This is a genomic window from Burkholderia lata (genome assembly GCF_902499335.1).
GTDB classification, from domain to species: Bacteria; Pseudomonadota; Gammaproteobacteria; order Burkholderiales; family Burkholderiaceae; genus Burkholderia; species Burkholderia lata_B.
On record NZ_CABVQK010000005.1, the window covers coordinates 62,178 to 85,405 of the forward strand.

General features: G+C 67.6%; 15 protein-coding genes and 1 pseudogene. 11 read left to right on the top strand and 5 right to left on the bottom strand.

Going from position 1 to position 23,228, the window contains the following annotated elements:
- The first annotated feature begins 116 nt into the window (after positions 1–116).
- The 6 genes from BCO18175_RS13630 (at position 117) to BCO18175_RS13655 (ending at position 7,823) form a co-directional block, all read left to right on the top strand.
- Entirely contained in the window at positions 117–992 is an 876-nt protein-coding gene (locus tag BCO18175_RS13630) for a MaoC family dehydratase (RefSeq protein ID WP_174981553.1), read from the top strand.
- A gap of 24 nt (positions 993–1,016) precedes the next feature.
- On the top strand, positions 1,017–1,766 hold the full coding sequence (locus tag BCO18175_RS13635) for an SDR family NAD(P)-dependent oxidoreductase (protein ID WP_174981555.1): 750 nt from the start codon (positions 1,017–1,019) through the stop codon (positions 1,764–1,766).
- A 92-nt stretch (positions 1,767–1,858) separates the two neighbouring features.
- Positions 1,859–3,064 (top strand): acetyl-CoA C-acetyltransferase, encoded by a 1,206-nt coding sequence (locus BCO18175_RS13640; RefSeq protein ID WP_174981559.1) that lies wholly within the window; start codon positions 1,859–1,861, stop codon positions 3,062–3,064.
- 15 nt (positions 3,065–3,079) lie between these two features.
- Positions 3,080–5,032 carry an AMP-binding protein gene (locus tag BCO18175_RS13645; RefSeq protein WP_174981562.1) on the top strand — a complete coding sequence of 651 codons (1,953 nt, stop codon included), beginning with the start codon at positions 3,080–3,082 and terminating at the stop codon, positions 5,030–5,032.
- Positions 5,033–5,180: 148 nt separating this feature from the next.
- The gene (locus tag BCO18175_RS13650) at positions 5,181–6,362 is read left to right on the top strand and encodes a CaiB/BaiF CoA transferase family protein (protein ID WP_174981564.1); all 1,182 of its coding nucleotides are present in this window, start codon (positions 5,181–5,183) and stop codon (positions 6,360–6,362) included.
- Between the two features lie 477 nt (positions 6,363–6,839).
- Positions 6,840–7,823 carry a LysR family transcriptional regulator gene (locus BCO18175_RS13655; RefSeq protein WP_174981567.1) on the top strand — a complete coding sequence of 328 codons (984 nt, stop codon included), beginning with the start codon at positions 6,840–6,842 and terminating at the stop codon, positions 7,821–7,823.
- Positions 7,824–7,891: 68 nt separating this feature from the next.
- Here the strand turns inward: BCO18175_RS13655 and BCO18175_RS40990 are convergent.
- Positions 7,892–8,248: pseudogene (locus BCO18175_RS40990) on the bottom strand (enoyl-CoA hydratase/isomerase family protein); the annotation flags it as partial.
- A gap of 394 nt (positions 8,249–8,642) precedes the next feature.
- Between BCO18175_RS40990 and BCO18175_RS13665 the strand changes: the two are divergent.
- From BCO18175_RS13665 to BCO18175_RS13675, 3 genes are read left to right on the top strand one after another with little or no spacing between them, the layout of a single operon-like run.
- The gene (locus BCO18175_RS13665; protein ID WP_174981570.1) at positions 8,643–9,536 is read left to right on the top strand and encodes an MBL fold metallo-hydrolase; all 894 of its coding nucleotides are present in this window, start codon (positions 8,643–8,645) and stop codon (positions 9,534–9,536) included.
- Between the two features lie 18 nt (positions 9,537–9,554).
- A complete protein-coding gene (locus BCO18175_RS13670) occupies positions 9,555–11,051 on the top strand; it encodes an aldehyde dehydrogenase family protein (RefSeq protein WP_174981573.1) in 1,497 nt (498 codons plus the stop codon).
- Positions 11,052–11,054: 3 nt separating this feature from the next.
- Positions 11,055–12,689: a GMC family oxidoreductase gene (locus BCO18175_RS13675; RefSeq protein ID WP_174981576.1), complete on the top strand. Its 1,635-nt coding sequence runs from the start codon at positions 11,055–11,057 to the stop codon at positions 12,687–12,689.
- Positions 12,690–12,871: 182 nt separating this feature from the next.
- On the opposite strand, the gene BCO18175_RS13680 is transcribed toward BCO18175_RS13675, so the two are convergent.
- Complete coding sequence (locus BCO18175_RS13680) at positions 12,872–13,159, bottom strand: DUF1330 domain-containing protein (RefSeq protein ID WP_174981579.1); 288 nt, start codon at positions 13,157–13,159, stop codon at positions 12,872–12,874.
- Between the two features lie 566 nt (positions 13,160–13,725).
- Here BCO18175_RS13680 and BCO18175_RS13685 point away from each other — a divergent pair.
- Entirely contained in the window at positions 13,726–15,108 is a 1,383-nt protein-coding gene (locus BCO18175_RS13685; protein WP_254608064.1) for a spinster family MFS transporter, read from the top strand.
- Positions 15,109–15,334: 226 nt separating this feature from the next.
- Here the strand turns inward: BCO18175_RS13685 and uvrA are convergent, their stop codons facing one another.
- Positions 15,335–21,238 carry an excinuclease ABC subunit UvrA gene (uvrA, locus tag BCO18175_RS13690; protein WP_174981584.1) on the bottom strand — a complete coding sequence of 1,968 codons (5,904 nt, stop codon included), beginning with the start codon at positions 21,236–21,238 and terminating at the stop codon, positions 15,335–15,337.
- Between the two features lie 158 nt (positions 21,239–21,396).
- Between uvrA and BCO18175_RS13695 the strand changes: the two genes are divergently transcribed.
- Positions 21,397–21,639 (top strand): hypothetical protein, encoded by a 243-nt coding sequence (locus BCO18175_RS13695; protein WP_174981587.1) that lies wholly within the window; start codon positions 21,397–21,399, stop codon positions 21,637–21,639.
- A gap of 106 nt (positions 21,640–21,745) precedes the next feature.
- Here the strand turns inward: BCO18175_RS13695 and BCO18175_RS13700 are convergent, their stop codons facing one another.
- Entirely contained in the window at positions 21,746–21,931 is a 186-nt protein-coding gene (locus BCO18175_RS13700) for a DUF1289 domain-containing protein (RefSeq protein ID WP_174981589.1), read from the bottom strand.
- Positions 21,932–21,933: 2 nt separating this feature from the next.
- Positions 21,934–23,223 carry a CDF family Co(II)/Ni(II) efflux transporter DmeF gene (dmeF, locus tag BCO18175_RS13705; RefSeq protein WP_174981592.1) on the bottom strand — a complete coding sequence of 430 codons (1,290 nt, stop codon included), beginning with the start codon at positions 23,221–23,223 and terminating at the stop codon, positions 21,934–21,936.
- Between the last annotated feature and the right edge of the window lie 5 nt (positions 23,224–23,228).

The following is a 23,228-nucleotide window of genomic DNA, read 5'->3' on the forward strand; positions in this document are numbered from 1 at the left end:
GGCGACCCTGAGCGCCGGGCATCTGCCAAGGTACGGAACAAACTTCGCCGATGCGTTGACCGGTGATCGGCACGGTTCCATCGTAGGGACTCGAATCAACCGCCACGCCATTCACCATGCCGCTCCAGCCCGATCACCTGCTGTCCCGCCGCTTTCCGCCCATCGAGCATGCGTACTCGCTGCACGATACCCAGCTCTACGCACTCGGCCTCGGGCTCGGCGCCGATCCGCTCGACGCCGGGCAATTGCGCTACGTGTACGAAGGCAAGGAAGGCGAATCGCTGCGCGCGCTGCCGACGATGGCGAACGTGCTCGCGTACCCGGGCTTCTGGGCACGCGAACCGGACACCGGCATCACCTGGCAAAAGCTGCTGCACGCCGAACAGGAAATCCGGATTCACGCGCCGCTGCCGGCGAGCGGCCGCGTCACGGGCACGACGCGCATCTCCGGCCTGTGGGACAAGGGCGAAAACAAGGGCGCGTTCCTGCAGCAGACGCGCGACATCACGGATGCCGATACCGGCCGCCTGCTCGCGACCGTGGTGCAACTGAGCCTGTTGCGCGGCGACGGCGGTTTCGGCGAAGGCGGCAGCACCGACGCACTGCCGACGCCGCACACGATGCCCGACGGCGCGCCCGACCACGTGTGCGAACTGGCCACGCCCGCGCAGCTGGCGCTGATCTATCGCCTGAGCGGCGACCTGAATCCGTTGCACGCCGATCCCTCGGTAGCGTCCGCGGCCGGCTTTCCGCGCCCGATCCTGCACGGCATGGCGCTGATGGGCGTGGCCGCGCATGCGGTGCTGCGCACGGTGCTCGATTACGACAACACGCGCTTCGCGGGCATGCGCGTGCGCTTCACCGCGCCGGCGTGGCCCGGCGACACGCTGCGCACCGAGATGTGGGTGCGCGGTGAAACGGTTTCGCTGCGCGTCACGGCCGTGGAGCGCAACGTAGTGGTATTGACCAACGCGCGGGTCGACCTGCGCTGAATCGCAATTCTTCAGGAGACACACATGGATCTGGGTTTGACCGGCAAAGTCGCCATCGTCACCGGCTCGGCACGTGGCCTGGGCGCCGCCACGGCGCGCCGGCTCGCGCAGGAAGGCGCGAGCGTCGTCATCACCGACATCAACGCCGAGCTGGCGCAGGCCACCGCGAAGGCACTGCGGGACGAAGGGCTGGCCGCGCACTGCATCGTGGGCGACATCACCCGCGAAGCCGACGTGCAGCGCCTCGTCGATGAAACCGTCGCGCATTTCGGCGGCGTGCACATCCTGGTGAACAACGCCGGCGCGCCGCGCGACAAGTACCTGGTGAAGATGAGCGCGGACGACTGGGATTTCGTGATGAACGTGATGCTCAAGGGCGCGTTCCTGGCCGCGCGGGCCGTCATGCCGCACTTCATCGAGCAGGGCTGGGGCCGGCTGATCAACATCAGTTCGCGCGCGCACCTGGGCAACCCGACGCAGGCCAACTACTCCGCCGCGAAGGCCGGCCTGATCGGCATGGCCAAGGCGCTGTCGATGGAAGAAGGCCGCTACGGCATCACCGCGAACTGCGTGGCGCCCGGCTTCATGGAAACGGAAATGGTGCAGGCGCTGCCGACCTACGAAACGATCAAGGAGCGCGCGGTGGCGGCCCAGCCGATCAAGCGCGTCGGCCGCCCGGACGACATCGCCGACGCGGTGGCGTTCCTCGCCAGCGAGCGCGCCGGCTTCATCAGCGGCGAAGTGCTGCACGTCACCGGCGGACGCTACGGCTGATCGCACGACGGCGGACCACGAACAATGGCGGCCAGCGCGTGACAGACGCGCGCTGGAGGCGGAACATTCATGACATTCAAGAGGCAATCCAGATGAAACGAGCAGCCATCGTCGCCCCGCTGCGCACCCCCGTCGGTGCATTCGGCGGCGCGTTGAAGGGTATTCCCGTCGAGGAACTCGGCGCCACCGTCGCGCGTGCGGTCGTGGAGCGCACCGGGCTGGACCCCGCGCGCATCGACGACGTCGTGTTCGCGCAAAGCTACGCGAGCGGCGAGACGCCGTGCACCGGGCGCTGGGTCGCGCTGCAGGCCGGCTTCCCGATCGAAGTAGCCGGCATGCAGCTCGACCGCCGCTGCGGCGGCGGCGTGCAGGCGCTGGCCACCGCGGCGATGATGGTGCAGACCGGCGCGGCCGACGTGGTGATGGCCGGCGGCGTCGAAAGCATGAGCAACGTCGAGTTCTATACGACCGACATGCGCTGGGGCAAGCGCGCGGGCTCGGTCACGATGCATGACCGGCTCGATCGCGGCCGCGAGCGCTCGCAGCCGGAAAGCCGCTTCGGCCGCATCAGCGGCATGATCGAGACGGCCGAGACGCTGGCACGCGAATACGACATCACGCGCGAAGCGTCCGACCGCTTCGCCGCGCGCAGCCACCAGCGCGCCGCCGCCGCGCAGCAGGCCGGGCATTTCGACGCGGAGATCGTCCCTGTCGCCGTGCCGCAGCGCAAGGGCGATGCGCTGATCGTCAGGCAGGATGAAGGCGTGCGCGGCGAAACCACGCTGGAAAGCCTCGCGAAGCTGCGCACGATCATGAAGGACGGTGTCGTCACGGCCGGCAACGCGTGCCAGCAGAACGATGCCGCGGCCGCATGCCTGATCGTCGCCGAGGACAAGCTCGACGAGCTGGGCCTCACGCCGATCGGCTGGCTGGTCGGCTGGGCAGCCGCCGGTTGCGACCCGGCGCGCATGGGCATCGGCCCCGTGCCGGCCGTGCAGAAGGTGCTGGCGCGCACCGGCCTCACGTTCGACCAGATGGACCTGATCGAGCTGAACGAAGCATTCGCATGCCAGGCGCTGGCCTGCGTGAAGGGCTGGGGCAGCTCGATGGCGGAGCTGGAAGACAAGCTCAACGTGAACGGCTCGGGCATTTCGCTGGGCCACCCGGTGGGTGCGACGGGCGGGCGCATCATGACCACGCTGCTGCATGAAATGCAGCGCCGCCAGGCCCGCTACGGCCTGGAAACGATGTGCATCGGCGGCGGCCAGGGCATCGCGATGATCGTCGAACGCGCATAAGGCAGGAGACCAACCATGAGCAACCCTGAATCCGGCCAGACCTGGCAACCGGGCCAGCGCGAGCTGCAGAACGCCGGCATCGTGAAGCTGATGCGCGCGCTGGAGGTGCCGTCGTATGACGAACTGATGCGCGTGTCGATCGCCGAGCCCGAACGCTACTGGCAAACCGTGATGCGCGAATGCGCGATCGCGTGGGACGTGCCGCCGACCGGCTACGTCGACCTGTCGCGCGGCCCGCAGTTTCCGAGCTGGTTCCCCGGCGGCAGGCTCAACTGGGTCAACACGATCTACGCGTGGGCACGGCAGCCCGCCACGGCGCAGCAAAAGGCCGTGGTGGCCGAACGCGAGGACGGTGGCGTCAGCACGCTGACCTTCGCGGAACTGGAACAGCGCGTGCAGGATTTCGCCGCGGGGCTCGTGCGCCACGGCGTCAAGCAGGGCGACCGCGTCGGCCTGCTGATGGAAAACGGCGTCGAAGCCACGATCTCGCTGCTGGCGATCGTGCATCTCGGCGCGCTGGTCGTGCCGCTGTTCAGCGGCTTCGGCGTCGACGCGATCGTCGCCCGCCTCTCCGCCGCCGAAGCGCGCATCGTGATCGCATCCACCGGCTTCTCGCGCCGCACCAAGCGCGTGGACGTGCAAGGCGCGCTGCGCGACGCATGGCGCCAGTTGCCGCTGCTCGAACACGTGATCTGGAAGCGCGGCGAAGGCGACACCGCGCAGGACGCACGCGACCTCGACTGGCAAGAGACCGCGGCCGCCGCACCGGAACAACGCAGCGCCGCCGTGTCGGTCACGCCCGACACGCCGTTCATGGTGATCTACACGTCGGGCACCACGGGCAAGCCCAAGGGCGTCGTGCATACGCACGGCAGCTTCCCGATCAAGATCGCGCACGATTCGCTGATCCACTTCGACGTGCAGCCCGGCGACGTCTATTGCTGGCCCGCCGACATGGGCTGGATCGCCGGCACGCTGGTGCTCGGCTGCGCGCTGCTGCGCGGCGCGACGCTGGTGTGCTACGACGGCGCGCCCGACTACCCCGACTGGTCGCGCATGTCGCGCGTGGTCGAGCGTCATCGCGTCACGCACTTCGGCTCGGCACCGACGCTGATCCGAGGGATGGCGAGCCACGAGGCACTGGCGCTCGCGGGCGACCGCTCCACCGTGCGGCTGCTGATCACGGCCGGCGAAGGCATCGCGCCCGAACATTTCAACTGGTTCCTGCAGCGCTTCGGCGACGGCACCGCGCCCGTCATCAACTACACGGGCGGCACCGAGGCATCGGGCGCGCTGCTCGCGAGCGTGCCGATCCGGCCGATTCCACCGAGCGGCTTCAACACCGTGTCGCCGGGCGTGGCGGCCGACGTCGTCAACGCGGACGGCCAGAGCGTGACCGGCGAAGTCGGCGAGCTGGCGATCCGCGCGCCGTTCGTCGGCATGACGCACTCGTTCTGGCGCGACGACGAGCGCTACCTGGAAACCTACTGGCAGACCATTCCAGGAATCTGGGTGCATGGCGACCTGGCACTGCGCACGCCCGACGGCAACTACTTCATGATGGGCCGCTCCGACGACACGCTGAAGGTCGCCGGCAAGCGGCTCGGGCCGGCCGAGGTCGAGGAAGTCGTGCTGGAGCTGCATGACGTGGCCGAAGCGGCCGCGATCGGCGTAGCCGATGCCGACAAGGGCCAGAAACTGGTGGTCTTCATCGTGCCCAAGCCCGGCACGGCCGTCACGGCCGCCGAACTGGAAGCCGTCGTGTCCGGTCACGTCGACAAGCGGCTGGGCCGCCCGTTCCGGCCCGGCCACGTGCACGTGGTCGCGCAACTGCCGAAGACGCGCAGCTCCAAGATCATGCGCCGCGTGATCCGCAGCGTGTACTGCGGGCAGCCGCCGGGCGACCTGTCGTCGCTGGACAATCCCGCCGCGCTCGACGAAGTGCGCGCGGCCTCGACCGTCTGCTGATCCGCGCGACGTCCGGCTCCGGGCCGCGCCCGGGCCGCCCCGCACCGGGTCGAGCCATGCGATGCGTGCACTCGCATGAAGCGCAACCGGCCTGGCCGCCTGGCCGATCCCCGATCGTTCAGGCGGCCGACTTAACCGCAAACGAAACATGAAAGTACTCGAAGGCATCAAGGTCCTCGATTTCGGCCGCTTCATCGCCGGGCCGTTCTGCTCGGCGCTGCTCGCCGACTACGGCGCCGACGTCATCCGCATCGACCGCGTCGGCGGCGGCGAGGATCGCTTCATCGTGCCCGTCACCGAGCACGGCGAAGGCGCGCTGTTCCTGCAGGTCAACCGCAACAAGCGCTCGATGACGCTCGACCTCGACAGCCCGGAGGGGCGCGAGATCGTGCGCAAGCTCGTCGCGGATGCCGACGTGGTGATCGCCAACATGCCGCCGCGCACGCTCAAGAGCCTCGGCCTCGACTACGAGAGCCTGTGCGCGATCAAGCCCGACGTGATCCTCGTCGCGTCCAATGCGTTCGGCAACAGCGAGGCGGTGCGCGACCGCGTGGGCTTCGACGGCGTGGGCCAGGCGCTGAGCGGCGCCGTGCACATCGCGGGCACGCCCGACCGGCCGCAGAAGGCGATGGTGCCGGTGGTCGACTTCGCGACCGCGTTTTCCTGCGCGCTCGGCGTCATGCTGGCGCTCTACGAACGCCAGCGCAGCGGCATGGGCCAGGAAGTCAGCGCATCGCTGCTGTGCACGGGCCTGAACATGGCCAGCGGCGCGCTGATCGAGGAAGCGCTGCTCGGCCTCGATCGTCACGCGACGCTGAACCGCGCGTCCGGCTATGCGCCGTCCGACATCTTCAAGGCCGCCGACGGCTGGTTCATCACGCAGGTCATCGGCCGCCCGATGTTCAAGCGCTGGACGCAGCTCGTGGGCCGGCCGGAACTGCTCGACGATCCGCGCTTCGCCGACGATACGCTGCGCGGCGAGCACGGCGAATTCCTGAGCGACATCATGAGCGCATGGTGCGCGGACAAGACGCTGGCCGGCGCGCTGGCCGATCTCGAAAAGGCGCGCATCCCGGCCAGCCCGGTCAACTCGCCGCGTCAGGCGCTGGAAGACGAAACCGTCAAGGCCGCCGACGTGATCCGGTGGATGGACTACCCCGGCGCGCCGAAGCAGGTGCCGATCTTCGCGACGCCGGTGACGCTGTCGCGCACGCCGCCGGAAATCCATACGCGGCCGCCGCTGACCGGTGAGCATACGGATGAAATCCTGGCGGGGATCGGCCTCGATGCGGGGACGGTTGCGGATCTGAGGGCGCGGAAGATCGTTTGAGCCGAGCGGCACGCGGCGTCTTCGTCCTCGTCCTCGTCCTCGTCCTCGTCTTTGGCGCTGGCGTTGGCGTTGGCGTTGCGTACGAGCCGGACGTTACGCGCCGACTCGCCGCCGGACTGGCTGTGATCAACAGTCCGGCGTGCGGGCCTCCAACGGTTCTCTGGTTGCACTCTTCAACCGCGCCCTTCCGCCGCTTTCCCTCGCGGCCTTCTCCTGCCGCTTTCTCGCGTTTTCTCCCGCTGCTGCCACCTGCTGCCTCTTCGCGCCGCTTTCTCCCTCAGCTTTCCCCGCTCCCCGTTCCGTACGTCGCCACGGCACGGCCGCACGTACCGGCCTCTCGCGGTCGCCAAGTCGATCCCGACCATCCCGCTCTATCGTCACCGGCCGCCGCCGTCGCACGTCCGGCGCCCGATCAATATGGACACCCGACAAGTACAATCCGCACTACCGTCGTAAGACAAACTTGACAATCGAACCATGGACCCGTCCCAGCTCCCTTCCCTCGCATGGTTCGTGCATATCGCCCACCATCTCAGCTTCACCCGGGCCGCGGCCGAGATGGGCGTGTCGCGTGCGGCGCTGTCGCAGAACCTGAAGGCGCTCGAACAGCAGTTGAACGTGAAGCTGCTGTACCGGACGACGCGCGACATGTCGCTCACCGAGGACGGGCAACGGCTGTACGACACGCTGCGGCCGGCGTTCGGTTCGATCGAGCAGGCGATCAGCAGCCTCCACGAAGGCCGGAACGCGCCGTCGGGGCTGTTGCGCGTCAATACGTCCCGGATCGCCGCGCGACACCTGCTCGAGCCGCACCTCGGCGAATTCATGACGCGCTACCCGCTTCTGCGGGTGGAGCTCGTGATGAACGACGGGCTGTCGAACATCATCGCCGACGGCTGCGATGCGGGTATTCGTCTCGGCGAAAGCCTGGCGGAACACATGGTCGCCGTGCCGATCACGCCGATGCTCGAAATGGCGGTGGCCGGCTCGCCCGACTACTTCGCGCGGCACGGCAAGCCGGCCTCGCCCGCCGACCTGATCGCGCACAACTGCCTGTGCTATCGCCAGACAACGAGCGGTGCCATCTATCGATGGGAGTTCACGTCGTCCGACATCGAGGGCCATGCATTCGAGGTCGAGCCGAAGGGCAGCGTGGTGACGAACGACGACGACGGGATGATTCGTGTCGCGCTGCAGGGCGTCGGCCTGATCCAGCACCAGGACATCGCGCTGCGCGAGCATCTGGTCGCCGGCACGCTGGTGCGCGTGCTCGACGCGTGGTGCAAGCCGTTTCCCGGCTACTACCTGTACACGCCGTCGCGTGAGCAGATGCCCGCGAAAGTGCGCGCGCTGATGGATTTCCTCGTCGAGAAACGCGAACACCTTGCCGCCGATAGGGCCATGCGTGCACCTCGTCCCGCCGCGCCGAAGCGCCGCAAGGCGCCGACGCGGCGCGCGTGAGCGACTGAGAATCGCGACGCAGCTCGCGCCGCCCCGTTCAGCCCGTGTTGCGCTGCGCGAACGCTTGGCGCGAGTTCGAAGCCGCCGGCCACCGCATAGCCGTTGACCGACGCGATCACGATCTGCCGCGCGCCCTCCATCGCGGCAAACGTGTCCTGCATCAGGTCCTGGTGGCGCATGTGCGCGGCAGGATCCGCGAGCACGCCGCTCGCGAGCCATTTCAGGTCGTTGCCCGCGCAAAACGCGCGGCCCGTACCGCGAATCACGATCACACGGATATCGCGCGCCGGATCGGCGGCCGTCCGCACGGCATCGTTCAGCGCCGCGAGCGTCGGGCCGTCGAGCGCATTCATCCGCTCGGGGCGATTCAGCGTGACGACGCGCACGCCGGGCTGCGTATCGTCGATCAGGAGTGAGTGCGTCATCGGCCGGTACCTTGAAATGCACGGCGCGCGATGCGGGACCACGTTGCTTCGTTGCTCATGCTGTCTCCTTGTCGTACGGGCCGGGCCGTATCGGTTCGCGGTGTCGTGACACGCCGGCCCCTGCCCGCATTAAAGGCCCGCGCCGCCGATCTTCGCAACGCGGCACCCGCGTCGTTCCGCAGGTTGAAAGCGAACGCGAGGCGGAATATCGCGGCACGTTCCGAAGTACGAAACAGTGCAGACGAAAACGCTCGACAGGGGCACGCGGTGTGATGCAATCGAAGCCCAACGTACGGACAGCACCGGCCGCCCGTCTCGCGCGCGGCCGGTGTTCGATCCGCCAGGGCACAGCTCGGCCGGGCAGTCCGTCGAACAAATTCCGAGGAGACACGCCATGCCGTTGCTGCATACCATTCGCTCGCGGATCGGCCATGCGGAAGTCGTGCAGATCGTCGAAATGGACATCAGCCGGATTCTGGAAACCTTGCTGCCCGACGCCACGCCCAACCTGCTGAAAACCATTCCGTGGATGAAGCCGCCGTACGTGGACGACGATCACGGCATGCGCGCCGTCAGCCAGTGTTTCATCGTCAGGACCGGCGCCCGCTTGCTGGTGGTGGACACCTGCGTCGGGAACGACAAGAACACCGCCGGCTTCGACGCGTTCGCCGACCTGAAGCTCGAATTCCTGGCAACGCTCGAGCAGGCGGGCATCGATCGTCATGCAGTCACCGACGTGCTGTGCACACACCTGCATTTCGATCACGTGGGCTGGAACACGTACAAGCAGGACGGCCGGTGGCTGCCCACCTTCCCCAACGCGAAATACCACTTCGGCAAGCAGGAGTTCGACGCCGCGCAACAGGGCAACCCGGACGACGCGATGTACCACGCGCAGGACCTGTCGTTCCACGAATCCATCCAGCCCGTCGTCGATGCGGGCCTCGCGCACTTCATCGATCGCGACACCGACCTCGGCGACGGGATCTCGGTGTTCTCCGCGCCGGGACACACCATCGGCCACATCGCGATCGAGATCGACGCCGGCACCGAGACCTTCATCATCGCCGGCGACGCCATGCATCACCCGGTGCAGGTTGCCAGGCCGGACATGGCGCAGATCCTCGACTACGACCACGCGCAATCGTCGGCCACGCGGCACGCGTTGCTGTCGCGCCTCGACGGCAGCAAGACGCTGTTCACCTGCACGCATTTCTGTTCACCGTCGTTCGGGCGGATTACCCGCGCCCCGGAAGGCGACTACGTGTTCACCGGCGTGCCCAAGTAACGCTTAATTTCCGACACCATGCTCAGTCTCGCTTCCCATCTCGACCGGTTGAACGTCCGCCCCGGGCGCCTTTTCATCGATGGCCAATGGCTGGACTGGCCCGACGCGCGTTTCGACCAGCTCAACCCCTGCACGAACGAAGTCATGACCAGCTTCGCCGACGCCGGCGCGCAAGGCGTGGAGCTGGCCGTGGCCGCGGCGCGCAAGGCATTCGACGAAGGTCCGTGGCCGCGCATGCGCGCGCAGGACCGCAAGCGCCTGCTGCAGCCGATCGTCGAGCGCCTGTATGCGGCCGAGGAAGAAATCGCGCGGCTGCAAACGCTCGACAACGGCATTCCGTACGCATTCAGCCGAAATTCGCGCGTCTCCGCCAAGTCGGCCGCCGACGTCTTCGATCACTTCCTCGGCTGGATCGACAAAATCAACGGCGACACGCTGCCGATCTTCTCCGATGCGTCGAACATGCAGTACATGACCTTTCGCGACCCGGTCGGCGTGGTCGCGGCCGTGCTGCCGTACAACGGCCCCGTGCTGACATTCGCGATGAAGGTGGCGCCGGCGCTGGCCTGCGGCTGCACCGTGATCGTCAAGTCGTCGGAGCTCACCAACCTCGCCGTGGCCCGGCTCGCGCAGATCATCGCCGACAGCGACTTGCCACCCGGCGTGTTCAACTTCGTGACCGGCGGCGTCGAAACGGGTAGCGCCCTCACCTCGCACGCCGGCGTCGACAAGGTGACCTTCACCGGCAGCCCGGCCGTCGGCGAAAAAATCATGATCGCAAGTGCGCCGACGATGAAACGCCTGTCACTGGAACTGGGCGGCAAGAGCGCGGCGCTCGTCTTTCCCGACACGCGCAGCGTGCAGACCACCGCGCACGCGCTGATGGGGCTGTGCTCCACGTTCCTGTCGGGACAGGTCTGCTCCACGCCGTCGCGCGCGGTCGTGCATCGCTCGATCATGGACGAGTTCCTGCACCACGCGCAGGAACAACTGCAGAAGGTGCGGTTCGGCGATCCGTTCGACGCGGCCACCACGTCGGCGCCGATGATTTCCCGGCGCCACCAGGCGCGCGTGCTCGACTACGTCGAAAGCGGCCGCCAGCAAGGCGCGACGCTGCTGGCCGGCGGCCGCGCGCCGGGCGGCGAATTCCGCGACGGCAACTGGGTCGAGCCTGCACTCTTCGCCCACGTGCGCAACGACATGACGATCGCGCAGGAGGAAATCTTCGGCCCCGTGCTGTCGGTGATTCCGTTCGACACCGAGGAGGAAGCGATCCGCATCGCCAACGACAGCGCGTACGGGCTGGCGGGCTGCGTGTACACCACGGACGTGAGCCGCGCGTTCCGCGTCGCGCGCGCGGTCAAGAGCGGCGCGATCGGCGTCAACGGCTTTGCCAGCATTCCGAACGCGCCGTTCGGCGGCATCAAGCGCTCCGGCGTCGGGCGCGAAGGCGGCTGGTCGACCATCGAGGCGTTTACCGAACTGAAGACCGTCAACTTCAATCTGGATGCCTGATCGATGACCGAGACCTTCGACTATGTGGTGGTCGGCGCAGGTAGCGGCGGCAGCGTGGTGGCCGCGCGCCTGGCGGAAGCCGGCCATACGGTGTGCGTGCTCGAAGCCGGCCCGCCCGATACCAACCCGTTCATTCACATCCCGGCCGGCTACATCAAGAACCTGTTCAACGACAAGCTCGTGTGGCGCTTTCGCAGCGGCCCGATCGCGGGCACCGACGGACGCACGATCGAGCTGACGCAGGGCAAGGTCGTCGGCGGCTCGGGTTCGATCAACGGGATGGTCTACAACCGCGGCCAGCACGCCGATTTCGACGACTGGGCCGCACTGGGCAATCCGGGCTGGGGTTACGACGACGTGCTGCCGTTCTTCAAAAAGGCGGAAACGCGGATCGGGCCCGGCGACGACCGCTATCGCGGCCGCAACGGGCCGCTGATCGTGACCGACCCGATCATGCCGGCCCCGTTGTGCGACCTGTTCATTGAGGCCGTCAAGAGCCTCGGCTACCCGTATGTCGCCGATTCCAACGCGCAAGCGCAGGACGGCGTCGGCCCGTGGCATTTCATGATCGACACGCGAGGCCATACGCCGCGACGCAGGAGCGCCGCGCGCGCCTATCTGCATCCGGCCATCAGAAGCGGCCGCGTGACGCTGCGCACCGGCAGCCCCGCGACCCGCGTGCTGCTGGACGGCCGTCGCGCCACCGGCGTGCGCTACCGTGCTGGCGGCACCGGCGCACCCGAGCGCGAAGTGCGCGCGAACCGCGAAGTCATCGTCGCCGCCGGCGCGCTGAACACGCCCCGCCTGTTGCAGATCTCGGGCATCGGCGACAGCGCGCATCTGCGCGCCATCGGCGTGCAGACACGGGTCGACCTGCCCGGCGTCGGCGCCAACCTGGTCGATCACTTCAACCTGCGCGTGGCCGTCCGGGTCAAGGACGTCGCCACCCTCAACGAACGCGGACGCGGCCTGCCGCTCGCGAGGGAAATCGCGAAGTACTTCCTCGGCCGGCCCAGCATCCTGAGCATGGGCCCCGTGCCGATGCGCTTCTTCTTTCGCTCCGAACCGGCGTTGTCGCGGCCCGACCTGCAGGTGTCGTTCACGCCGGGCAGCTATCAGGAAGGGCTGCCCGGCCTGCTCGACCACTATCCGGGCATGACGCTCGGCGGCCACAAGCAGCGCCCCGACAGCCGCGGCTGGGTCAAGGCGCGCTCCGCCAGCATCGACGAACTGCCCGAGGTGCAGCCCAACTACCTGACCGACGAATCGGACCAGCGCGCGATGGTGGCGGTGGTGAAGATGGCGCGCGCTGTGCTGCAGGCCAAACCGTTCGCGCCGTACTACGTCGACGAAATGTTCCCCGGCAACGACGTGCGCACCGACGACGAGATCCTCGCGTTCGCGCGCCAGCGCGGCGGCACCGTCTATCACCACAACGGCACCGCGCGCATGGGGCCGGACGGCGACCCGATGGCCGTGGTCGACGCGCGGCTGCGCGTGCGCGGCGTGCAGGGCCTGCGGGTGGCCGACGCGTCGGTCATGCCGTCGCCGATCTCGGGCGCGACCAACGCGGCCACCATCATGATCGGCGAGAAGGCCGCCGACATGCTGGTGCAGGATTCGAAAGCGAAGGGTTAGGCCCGCGTTCGAAGGCTGCCGCCCTCTCCAACGCGCACGAGCGCGCGGCACCGGGCTCGCGGACGCTGCGCGGCGGTCATGCGGTCACCGCTTAAGGACTGCCGTATCACCGTTGCATGAGCGACGCGTTTCCGCCAAGGGCGGGCGCGTCGCGACGGTCGACGAAGCGCTCGCGCCTCCAATCAAACGCCTTCGACCAGCACGGCCCGAAAACGTCCGCCCTTGAAACGATGCTGAACGACGGTCTGGTATGCGGGGCTGTCATACCACGCGTGCGCAGCGCCCCTGGACGGAAACTCGACGATCACCACGCCTTCCGGGCCGTCGCCCTCGAGCGTTTCCTGCGGGCCATACGCGGCCAGCACCTTCAACGGGTGGCCGGCGAGCGTCGCGCCGACCTTGTTCTGGTAGAGGTCGAGTTCCTGCTGATCCTGCGTGCTTTCACGCGTGAAGACGATATAGGTCGCCAAGATTGCACTCCTGATGTGGTTCGAGAATGATGGGGCGATCCGGAGATCGTCCGTCGGACAACGGCATTCATCCTAACCATCGGGCGCGCTTTCTCTTATCCCCCTGCTTCCAACTCTCTATTCGAGCCGACTTAACAATGGGCGCACGCAAACGGTCGGGCGCGTGTCGCAGCTGCCGCGATCGCCGGCAGGCGCGATCGGCTCGCCAGCGCACATTTCACGGTCGCGGCCGATGACCACCTGACAACCTGCCCGAGCCCGTGGCGGCACGGCGGCCCGCTTTCCTCGACGTGAATGAACGGCTTCGCGCTCGTCGACATGCCAACCGCGCTTAATGGATAACACGCATGGCACATCACTTTCGATCCCGCCAAACTACCTAACGATAGTTTGATAAAAGAGCGCTGACGCATATCGCGGCCGACCGCCCCGACCGGGCGGCGACGTACCGTGCAGGCGCCTGATCGACGCGATTCAGCGCTGCACGCGCCGCGCGCGGCGACGTATTCGTCGAATGATTTTCACAGCAACCGAACGATCGCATTGGAGAAATGATGAGGAATGCCATGAATGAAACCCCGCCCGCCGGCGGCCTGAGCACCGCGCTAGCGGGACGCACCGCCGTCCAGACCGGGCATGACAGCCTCCGGTCGTGGTACATCCTGGTCATTCTCACGCTCGCATATTCGCTCGCGTATATCGACCGCCAGCTCCTCAACCTGCTCGTCGACCCGATCCGTCATTCGCTCGCCATCTCCGACACCCAGCTCAGCCTCGTCCAGGGCGTCGCGTTCATTTCCGCGTACCTGATCGCATCGCCGCTGTTCGGCCGGCTCGTCGACGTGACCAACCGGCGCAACATCCTGCTGGTCGGCATCTGCCTGTGGTGCATCTTCACCGCACTGTGCGGCAAGGCCACGACGTTCCAGGGATTGTTCCTCGCGCGCTTCGGCGTCGGCGCCAGCGAAGCGTGCGTGTTTCCGATCGCGCTGTCGATGATCGCCGACTGCTTTTCGGCGAAACAGATGCCGCGCGCGATGAGCGTCTTCATCCTCGGCCCGATGCTCGGCGGCGGCCTTTCGCTCGTCGCCGGCGGCCTCGTCATCTCGTTCGCGCGCGACGTCCATCAGCAGTTCCCGATGCTCGCCGGCTTCGAGACCTGGCAGCTCGCGTTCGTGCTGATCGGGTTGCCGGGCATCCTGTTCGCGTTGCTGGTGTGGCTGACGGTACGCGAGCCCGTGCGCAGCAAGGTCAGCAGCGGCAGCGCGGACGAGCGGCAGTACTCGACCCGCGATTCGGTCGCATTTCTGTGGGCGCGGCGCGGGTTCTACGCACGGATCCTGTTCGGCGTCGGCACGCTCGCGATCGTCGTGCTCGGCATGCCCGCGTGGCTGCCGACCTACCTGATCCGCGCACACGGGATGCCGGCCGCGCTGGTCGGCTTCCGCTTCGGCGCGCTGGTGGTCTGCTGCGGGATGGCCGGCGCGCTGTCCGGGCCGTGGGTCGTGCGCTGGTTCGAGCGACGCGGCTACGAAGATGCGTCGCTGCGCACCGCCGCGTTCGCGATGATTCCGATGCTGCTCAGCTGCGCGAGCATTCCGTTCGCGCCGGGCGCGATCGGCACGCTGGCCGCGGCCGCCGTCACCGTCTTTTTCTTCACGCTGCCGACCGCGTGCATGGCCGCGTCGCTGCAGCTCGTCGCGCCCAGCCGCATGCGCGGCCTCGTCGGGGCGCTCTACTCGTTCTTCGCGCAACTGATCGGCTTCGGGCTCGGCCCGACGTTGATTGCGCTCGTCACCGACCGTGTGTTCGGCAACCCGAAGATGGTCGGCGATTCGATCGGCATCGTCTGCACGCTGGCAGCGGCGCTGGCTACGTGGCTGCTGTTCACGTCGCTGCCGCACTATCGCCGCTTGCTGGCGGAGGAGCGTGGCGCGAACGCTGGATGAAGGCGCGGGATGCCGGCCAGGTCGGTCGTCGTGTCGATCTGTCGGCCTGGGACGGATCGCATGCCCCGCGATCACGGCGGCTGCATCTGGCGTCGAGAGTCACCCCAAAAGAAAACACCCCTCAAAGAGGGGTGCATGGGCCGGATCGCGGTGCTCCCCTCAGCCACTTTCTGCTAGCTGTGGGGGCACCACTCGGCACCGGGGCCGTCGATACGAAGCGTCACGCTCAACCTACCCGCGCTTCTCCCTCACGTTCGGCTTCCCCCTCGTCCGTACCCGTTCGCGCCAGCACCGGCTTGAGCGCCTGCCCGGTGTGGCTGGCGCTCACCTGCACGAGCGCTTCCGGCGACGCCGCCGCGACGATCGTGCCGCCGCCCACGCCGCCTTCCGGCCCGAGATCGATGATCCAGTCAGCTTCAGCGATCACGTCGAGGTCATGCTCGATCACGACGACGCTGTGCCCCGCATCGACGAGCCGGTGCAGCACGCGGATCAGCTTCGCGACGTCCGCCATGTGCAGGCCGACCGTCGGTTCGTCGAGCACGTACAGCGTGTGCGGCGCCTTCTGGCCGCGCCGCGTGATGTCGTCGCGCACCTTCGTCAGCTCGGTGACGAGCTTGATGCGCTGCGCCTCGCCGCCCGACAGCGTGGGCGACGGCTGGCCGAGCGTCAGGTAGCCGAGGCCGACATCCTTCATCAACTGCAGCGGATGCGCGATGTTCGAGATCGGCGCGAAGAACTCCACCGCCTCGTCGATCTCCATCGTCAGCACGTCGCCGATGTTCCGGCCTCGCCACGTGACGGCGAGCGTCTCCGGGTTGAAGCGCTGCCCGTGACACACGTCACACGGCACCTTCACGTCGGGCAGGAAGCTCATCCCGATCGTGCGCACGCCTTGCCCTTCGCAGGCGGGGCAGCGCCCGTCGCCGGTATTGAACGAGAAACGCGACGCCGTGTAGCCGCGCGCACGCGCTTCCAGCGTATCGGCGAACAGCTTGCGGATCGTGTCCCACACGCCGATATAGGTGGCCGGACACGAACGCGGCGTCTTGCCGATCGGCGTCTGGTCGACTTCCAGCACGCGATCGATCTGCTCCCAGCCGCTCAGCGACTCGCAGCCCTGCCACGCATGCGTGACATTCAGCGACGGCCGCGGCGCAGTGCGCGCCAACACGCTCGAACGGCGGTTGGTGGCCGGCGCATCCTGCTGCGCGGCCTTGCGCGCGCGCCGCGTGGCCGGCGACGACAGCACCGAGCGGCCGACCGCGTCGAGCAGGTTCGTCATCAGCACGTCTCGTGCGAGCGTCGACTTGCCCGAGCCGCTCACGCCCGTCACCGCGACGAGCCGCGCGAGCGGAATGCCGACCGTGACGTCGCGCAGGTTGTGCAGCCGTGCGCCATGCACGGTCAGCCAGGCTTCCGGCACCGCGGCGCCGCCCTTCTTGCCCGGCAAGCTTACGCTGCGGCGCGGCTGCAGCGGGTGCGTCATCGGCTGTGCAAGCAAGCGCCCCGTGACCGAATCGGACTGCGCGGCCAGATCCGCGACCGCGCCCTGCGCGACCAGCGTGCCGCCGCGCTTGCCGGCGCCCGGGCCGACGTCGATGATGTGATCGGCGCGGCGGATCGTGTCCTCGTCATGCTCGACGACGACGAGCGTGTTGCCCTTGTCGCCGAGCTTGCGCAGCGCATCCAGCAGGATCTGGTTGTCGCGCGGATGCAGGCCGATCGTCGGTTCGTCGAGCACGTAGCAGACGCCCTGCAGGTTGCTGCCGAGCTGCGCGGCGAGCCGGATACGCTGCGCTTCGCCGCCCGACAGGCTCGGCGCCGCGCGATCGAGGCTCAGGTAGCCGAGCCCGACTTCCTCGAGAAACGCGAGGCGGCTGCCGATCTCGCTGACGATGTCGCGCGCGATCTGCGCGTCGCGCCCCGTCAGTTCCAGTCCGTCGATCCAGCGGCGCGTGTCGGACACCGTCCACTGCGCGACCTCGACGATCGGATGCGCGTCGAACGTGACCGCACGTGCGGACGGGTTCAGCCGCGTGCCGTTGCAATCCGGGCACGGCTCGTTGCCGACGCCTTCCGGTTCCTGCTCGTCGGAAGGCAGCGTCTGCTCGCGGCCGCGATCGTCGCCTGCGAGCACCGTATCGTCGTACGCCGCGCGCTGTTCGCGCGTGAGCGTGACGCCGGTGCCGACGCAGGTCGTGCACCAGCCGTGCTTGCTGTTGTACGAGAACATCCGCGGGTCCAGCTCCGGGTAGCTCGTGCCGCACACCGGGCACGCGCGCTTGACCGACAGCACCTTGACCGTGCCAACGCGCGCGGTCGAATGCTCGTTCTGCATCGCATGGTGCAGCCCGTCGAGCGGCGCGAGCAGATGCATCACGCCCTTGCCGAGTTCCAGCGTCTCGTCGAGCACGCGCCGCAGTTCGGCCTCGTTGTCCGGCGACACGACGATATCGGCCACCGGCAGCTCGATCGTGTGCTCGCGGAAGCGGTCGAGCTTCGGCCACGGATCGACCGGCACGAATTCGCCGTCGACGCGCAGATGCGTGCTGCCGCGCGCCTTCGCCCACTTCGCGAGATCGGTATACACACCCTTGCGGTTGACGACGAGCGGCGCGAGCAGCCCGACGTGCTCGCCGCGATGATCGCGCAGCAACTGCGCGGCGATCGATTCGACGGACTGCGACGTGACCGGCGTGCCGTCGTGGATGCAATGCTGCAGGCCGAGCTTCACGTACAGCAGCCGCAGGAAGTGCCAGACCTCGGACGTGGTCGCGACCGTACTCTTGCGCCCGCCGCGCGACAGCCGCTGCTCGATCGCGACGGTCGGCGGAATGCCGTACACCGCATCGACTTCGGGGCGGCCGGCCGGCTGCACGATCGAGCGCGCGTACGCGTTCAGCGATTCGAGGTAACGGCGCTGGCCTTCGTGGAACAGGATGTCGAATGCGAGCGTCGACTTGCCCGAGCCCGACACGCCGGTGATCACGTTGAACTTGCCGTGCGGGATGTCGACGTCGAGCGCCTTCAGGTTGTGCTCGCGCGCGTTGACGATCCGCACGACGTCTTCGCCTTCGATCGCACGCCGCTCGCGCGCCGCGTTCAGCACGGCCTGCAGCGGCTTGCCTTCGTCGGCGAGCGCCAGTTCGGCATCCATCGCGCGGTCGTATTGCAGCAGCGCCACGCCCGTATGCGATTCGGCGCAGGCCTTCACGTCGTCGGGCGTACCCGCGCACAGCACGAGGCCGCCGCCGTCGCCGCCTTCCGGGCCGAGGTCGATCAGCCAGTCGGCCGCGCGGATCACGTCGAGGTTGTGCTCGATCACGATCAGCGAATGGCCTGCCGCGAGCAGCTTGCCAAATGCCTGCATCAGCTTCGCGATGTCGTCGAAGTGCAGCCCGGTGGTCGGCTCGTCGAACATGAACAGCTTCGCCCGCGCGATGCGCGCCTCTTCCGTCGCGACCCGACGCCCGTTGGCAGCCGCCGCCGATTCGGCGAGGAAGCCGGCCAGCTTCAGCCGCTGCGCTTCGCCGCCCGACAGCGTCGGCACCGGCTGGCCAAGCTTCACGTATTCGAGGCCGACGTCGACGATCGGCTGCAGCACGCGCAGCACCTCGGCGTCGGTCGCAAAGAACGCGGCCGCTTCGCTGACGGTGAGGTCGAGCACGTCGGCGATGCTCAGCGCACGGCCGTTGCGCTCGATCCGCACTTCGAGAATCTCGGCGCGGTAACGGCTGCCGTCGCAGTCCGGGCAGCGCAGGTAGACGTCGCTCAGGAACTGCATCTCGATGTGCTCGAAGCCCGAGCCGCCGCAGGTCGGGCACCGGCCGTCGCCCGAGTTGAAGCTGAACGTGCCGGCGCCGTAGCCGCGTTGCAGCGCGAGCGGCGCCTTCGCGAACAGCTTGCGGATTTCGTCGAACGCGCCGACGTAGCTCGCCGGGTTCGAACGCGTGGTCTTGCCGATCGGCGACTGGTCGACGAACACGACGTCGCCCACCTGGTCGGCGCCCGTGAGATTGCGGTACGCGCCCGGCGACTCGGTCGCCTTGCCGTGGTGCCGTGCCATCGCCGGATAGAGCACGTCCTGCAGCAGCGTGGATTTGCCGGACCCCGACACGCCCGTCACGCAGACGAGACGCTGCAGCGGAATCTCGACCGTCACGTCGCGCAGGTTGTGTTCGCTCGCGCCTTCGAGCACGATGCGCGGCGTGTTCGCATCGACCACGCGACGCGCCCAGTTCGACGCGTGCGCGACATGCTTGCGGCCGCCGAGATACTCGCCCGTCAGCGTGCGCGCGGAGCGGATATCGCCCGGCGTGCCGTCGTAGACGATCGTGCCACCGCGCTCACCCGGGCCGGGCCCCATGTCGATCAGCCGGTCGGCCGCAAGCATCACCGACGGATCGTGTTCGACCACGACCAGCGTATTGCCCGCGTCGCGCAGCCGCTGCATCGCCTCGACGATCCGCGTGAGATCGCGCGGATGCAGCCCGATGCTCGGTTCGTCGAGCACGAACAGGGTTTTCGTGAGCGACGTGCCGAGCGCCGTCGTCAGGTTGATCCGCTGCACCTCGCCGCCCGACAGCGTGCGGCTCTGCCGGTCGAGCGTCAGGTAGCCGAGCCCCACGTCGCACAGGTATTTCAGGCGCGTGCGCACCTCGGCGAGCAGCAGCTTCAGCGCATCGTCGAGCAGTGCGCTCGGCAGGGTGATTTCATCGAAGAAGCGGCGGATGCGCTCGATTGGCAGCAGCATCAGGTCGTGCACGGTCAGGCCCGGCAGCGCTTCGAGCTGCGCGCGGCTCCAGTCGACACCGCGCGGCATGAAGCGGCCGCCCGGCGCGAGCACGCCGTCGGCGTTTTCCTTCGAGCCGAGGCGCCATTGCAGCGACTCCGTCTTCAGGCGCGCGCCGCCACACACGTCGCACGGCGTATAGCTGCGGTATTTCGACAGCAGCACGCGGATATGCATCTTGTACGCTTTCGACTCGAGATAGCCGAAGAAGCGCTTCACGCCGTACCACTGGCTCTGCCACTTGCCGTTCCAGTCGGGCGAACCGTTGACGACCCAGTCGCGCTCGGCGTCCGACAGCTCGGCCCACGGCGTGTCGCGCGGGATGCCGGCCTTAGCCGCGTAACGCATCAGGTCGTCCTGACACTCCTTCCACGCGGGCGTCTGCATCGGCTTGATCGCGCCGCCGCGCAGCGTCTTGCGCGCGTCGGGAATCACGAGGCCGAGGTCGACGCCGATCACGCGGCCAAAGCCGCGGCAGGTTTCGCACGCGCCGTACGCCGAGTTGAACGAGAACATCGCGGCCTGCGGCTCCGCGTAGCGCAAATCGCTGTCGGGATCATGCAGCCCGGTGGAAAAGCGCCACACCTGCGGCTCCGCGGCCACGGCGACTGCGTTCTCCGGCTCAGGCGCGAGCACGTACACGTTCACGCGCCCGCCGCCGCGCTTCAGCGACGCCTCGATCGCCTCGACGACGCGCACCTTGTCGGCCTGCTGCACGCGGAAGCGGTCGGCCACCACATCGAGCACCTTGCGCGGCCCGGTGGGCGACGCGACCTCGCGCTGCGCCTGCACGCGCGTGTAGCCGCTCGCGGACAGCCACTGCGCGATTTCTTCGTCGGACACCGTTTCCGGCAATTCGACCGGGAACGTGACGACGACGCGCGGATCGTCCGGCTGCGTGCGCGCGACGAGATCCGAGTAGATCGTCTCCGGCGTGTCGTGCCGCACCTGCCGCGCGGTCTTGCGGTCGAACAGCTCGGCCGCGCGCGCGTACAGCAGCTTCAGGTGATCGTTCAGCTCGGTCATCGTGCCGACCGTCGAGCGCGAACTGCGGACCGGGTTGGTCTGGTCGATCGCGATCGCGGGCGGCACGCCGTCGACGCGCTCGACCTGCGGCCGGTCCATCCGGTCGAGGAACTGGCGTGCGTACGCGCTGAAGGTTTCGACGTAGCGCCGCTGGCCTTCCGCGTACAGCGTGTCGAACACGAGACTCGACTTGCCGGAGCCCGACGGGCCGGTGACGACCGTCATCTCGCCGGTGCGCAGGTCGAGATCAAGATTCTTGAGGTTGTGCTGACGTGCTCCGCGAATGCGGATCAGATTGCTGGATGACAATTTGCCTGCCCGTCTGAATGAGTTAGCCAGAGTTCACGGTGCCGGAACGCTGCGGCGGATGCCCACAGGCGCGGCGCACGGGCCGCAAGGATTGCATGGGTTGCACCTGTGCGGCTCGATTTTGACGGACACTATACTGTATATTCATACAGTTTTCCATGACGACCCTGGGGGCGTCATGGGCAGGCGGCTGGCGAGGGGGCGAGATGCAAGCCGGAAGGAATGGCGTGGTGCCGACCGGAACGGCATGGCGCGATGCGGGCATCACGAAATCACAGATCGACCGGATTCCGCTATCGGTCGCCGCCGGCCAGTCCGATGCAGGCCGGCACCGAGTCGGGCAAATTCAACCGGGGCCTATCGCCCATTACGATGCCGGCGTCGCCGGTCATTTTCGCTGACGTCAGCTGACCGATCAGGTCTCGACCGACACAAGAATCAGCGGCATCGGCCACGATACGCCGCGCCATCCCCAAACATGCCCGGCGCGCCGCCGACGAACGCCGGTCAGCCGACGGGCTCGCGAGTCAGCTTTGCCTCCCGCCGGGCCCGGTCGTTCACGATCTGGTGACGCCGATGATCCGTCATCTTCTTCCACCCACGGGCCTCGTCCCGCGTGCGCAGGCACGCCACGCAGTAGCCGGTCCTGCCATCGAACGCGCACACTTCGACGCAAGGCGATTTGACCGCCATCGTCAGTGCCCCCTCGCGGCGGGCACGACCTCGACGGTCACGTGCGAGAGATCCTTGAAGCGCTGCAGCAGGCCGTGATAGAAGCGTGAATCCCGTGCCGTGTCGTCGGTCGAGACGGAGACGACCGCACTCATGTGCCCCGGCCCGAGGCGCCAGACGTGCAGATCGTTGATCCTGTCGCCGCTGCCTTCGATCGCGGTGCGCACGTTGTCCGCCAGCCGGCGATCCGGATTCATGTCGAGCAGAATACCGCCCGTGTCGCGCATCAGGCCGTACGACCAGTTCGCAATCACCAGCGCGCCGATAATGCCTGCGACCGGATCCATCCAGACCCACCCGAACGCACGCGCGAGCAGCAGGCCGATGATCGTCAGGACGGAAACTGCCGCATCGGCAATCACGTGAATGTAGGCGGAGCGGATATTGTGATCGCGTGTTGCCGAGGCGGACGCTCCGTGATCATGTTCTTCGAACCCGAGTTCATGCTCGTGGTCGTTCAACCGAACGATGGCCTTGAATTCGTGAGGTTCAGGGATCTCGTCGACCGACTCCAGATAACCGCCCCGGTTTTCCATCGCGAACGCTTGCCGGGTACCGTCGGGACGGATCGTCGTCACCGACACGGCCTTCGCATCGACGAGCTTCGTATCGCTCGTGGCAGGCGCCACGCGGAACACGGGCGGGACGCCATCCTCGAACACCGACACGAGGAATACGCCCTGCTGATCGAAGATCTTGTGCACTTCCTCTTCGTGCGCATGATCGTCGTGGCCGCCATGAGCATGCCCGTGATGATGGCCGTGACCATGCCCGTGGCTATGGCCATGGTGATCGCCGCTCAGCAGCCAGACGCTCGCGATGTTGACGAGCAAGCCCGCAACCGCAATCGGAATCGCCTCGCCGAAATGAATCGGCACCGGGGCGAGCAAGCGCGCGACCGCCTCATACCCGATCAGCAACGCAATCATCGCGAGCACGATTGCACTCGTGAAGCCGGCCAGGTCGCCGAGCTTGCCCGTGCCGAATACGAAGCGCGGGTCGCTCGCATGCTTGCGCGCATAGGTGTATGCCAGCGCGGCAATCAGCATTGCGCCCGCGTGCGTCGACATGTGCAGCCCGTCCGCGATGAGCGCCAGCGAGCCGAAGATCGAACCACCGACAATCTCGGCCACCATCATCGCCGCGCACAGACCGATCACCATCCAGGTCCTGCGCTCGTTCTCCTCGTGCGCGGCACCCAGAAAAATGTGATCGTGCCCCGCACCGAAAGCGGCATCCTTGAATTCACTCATCTCTG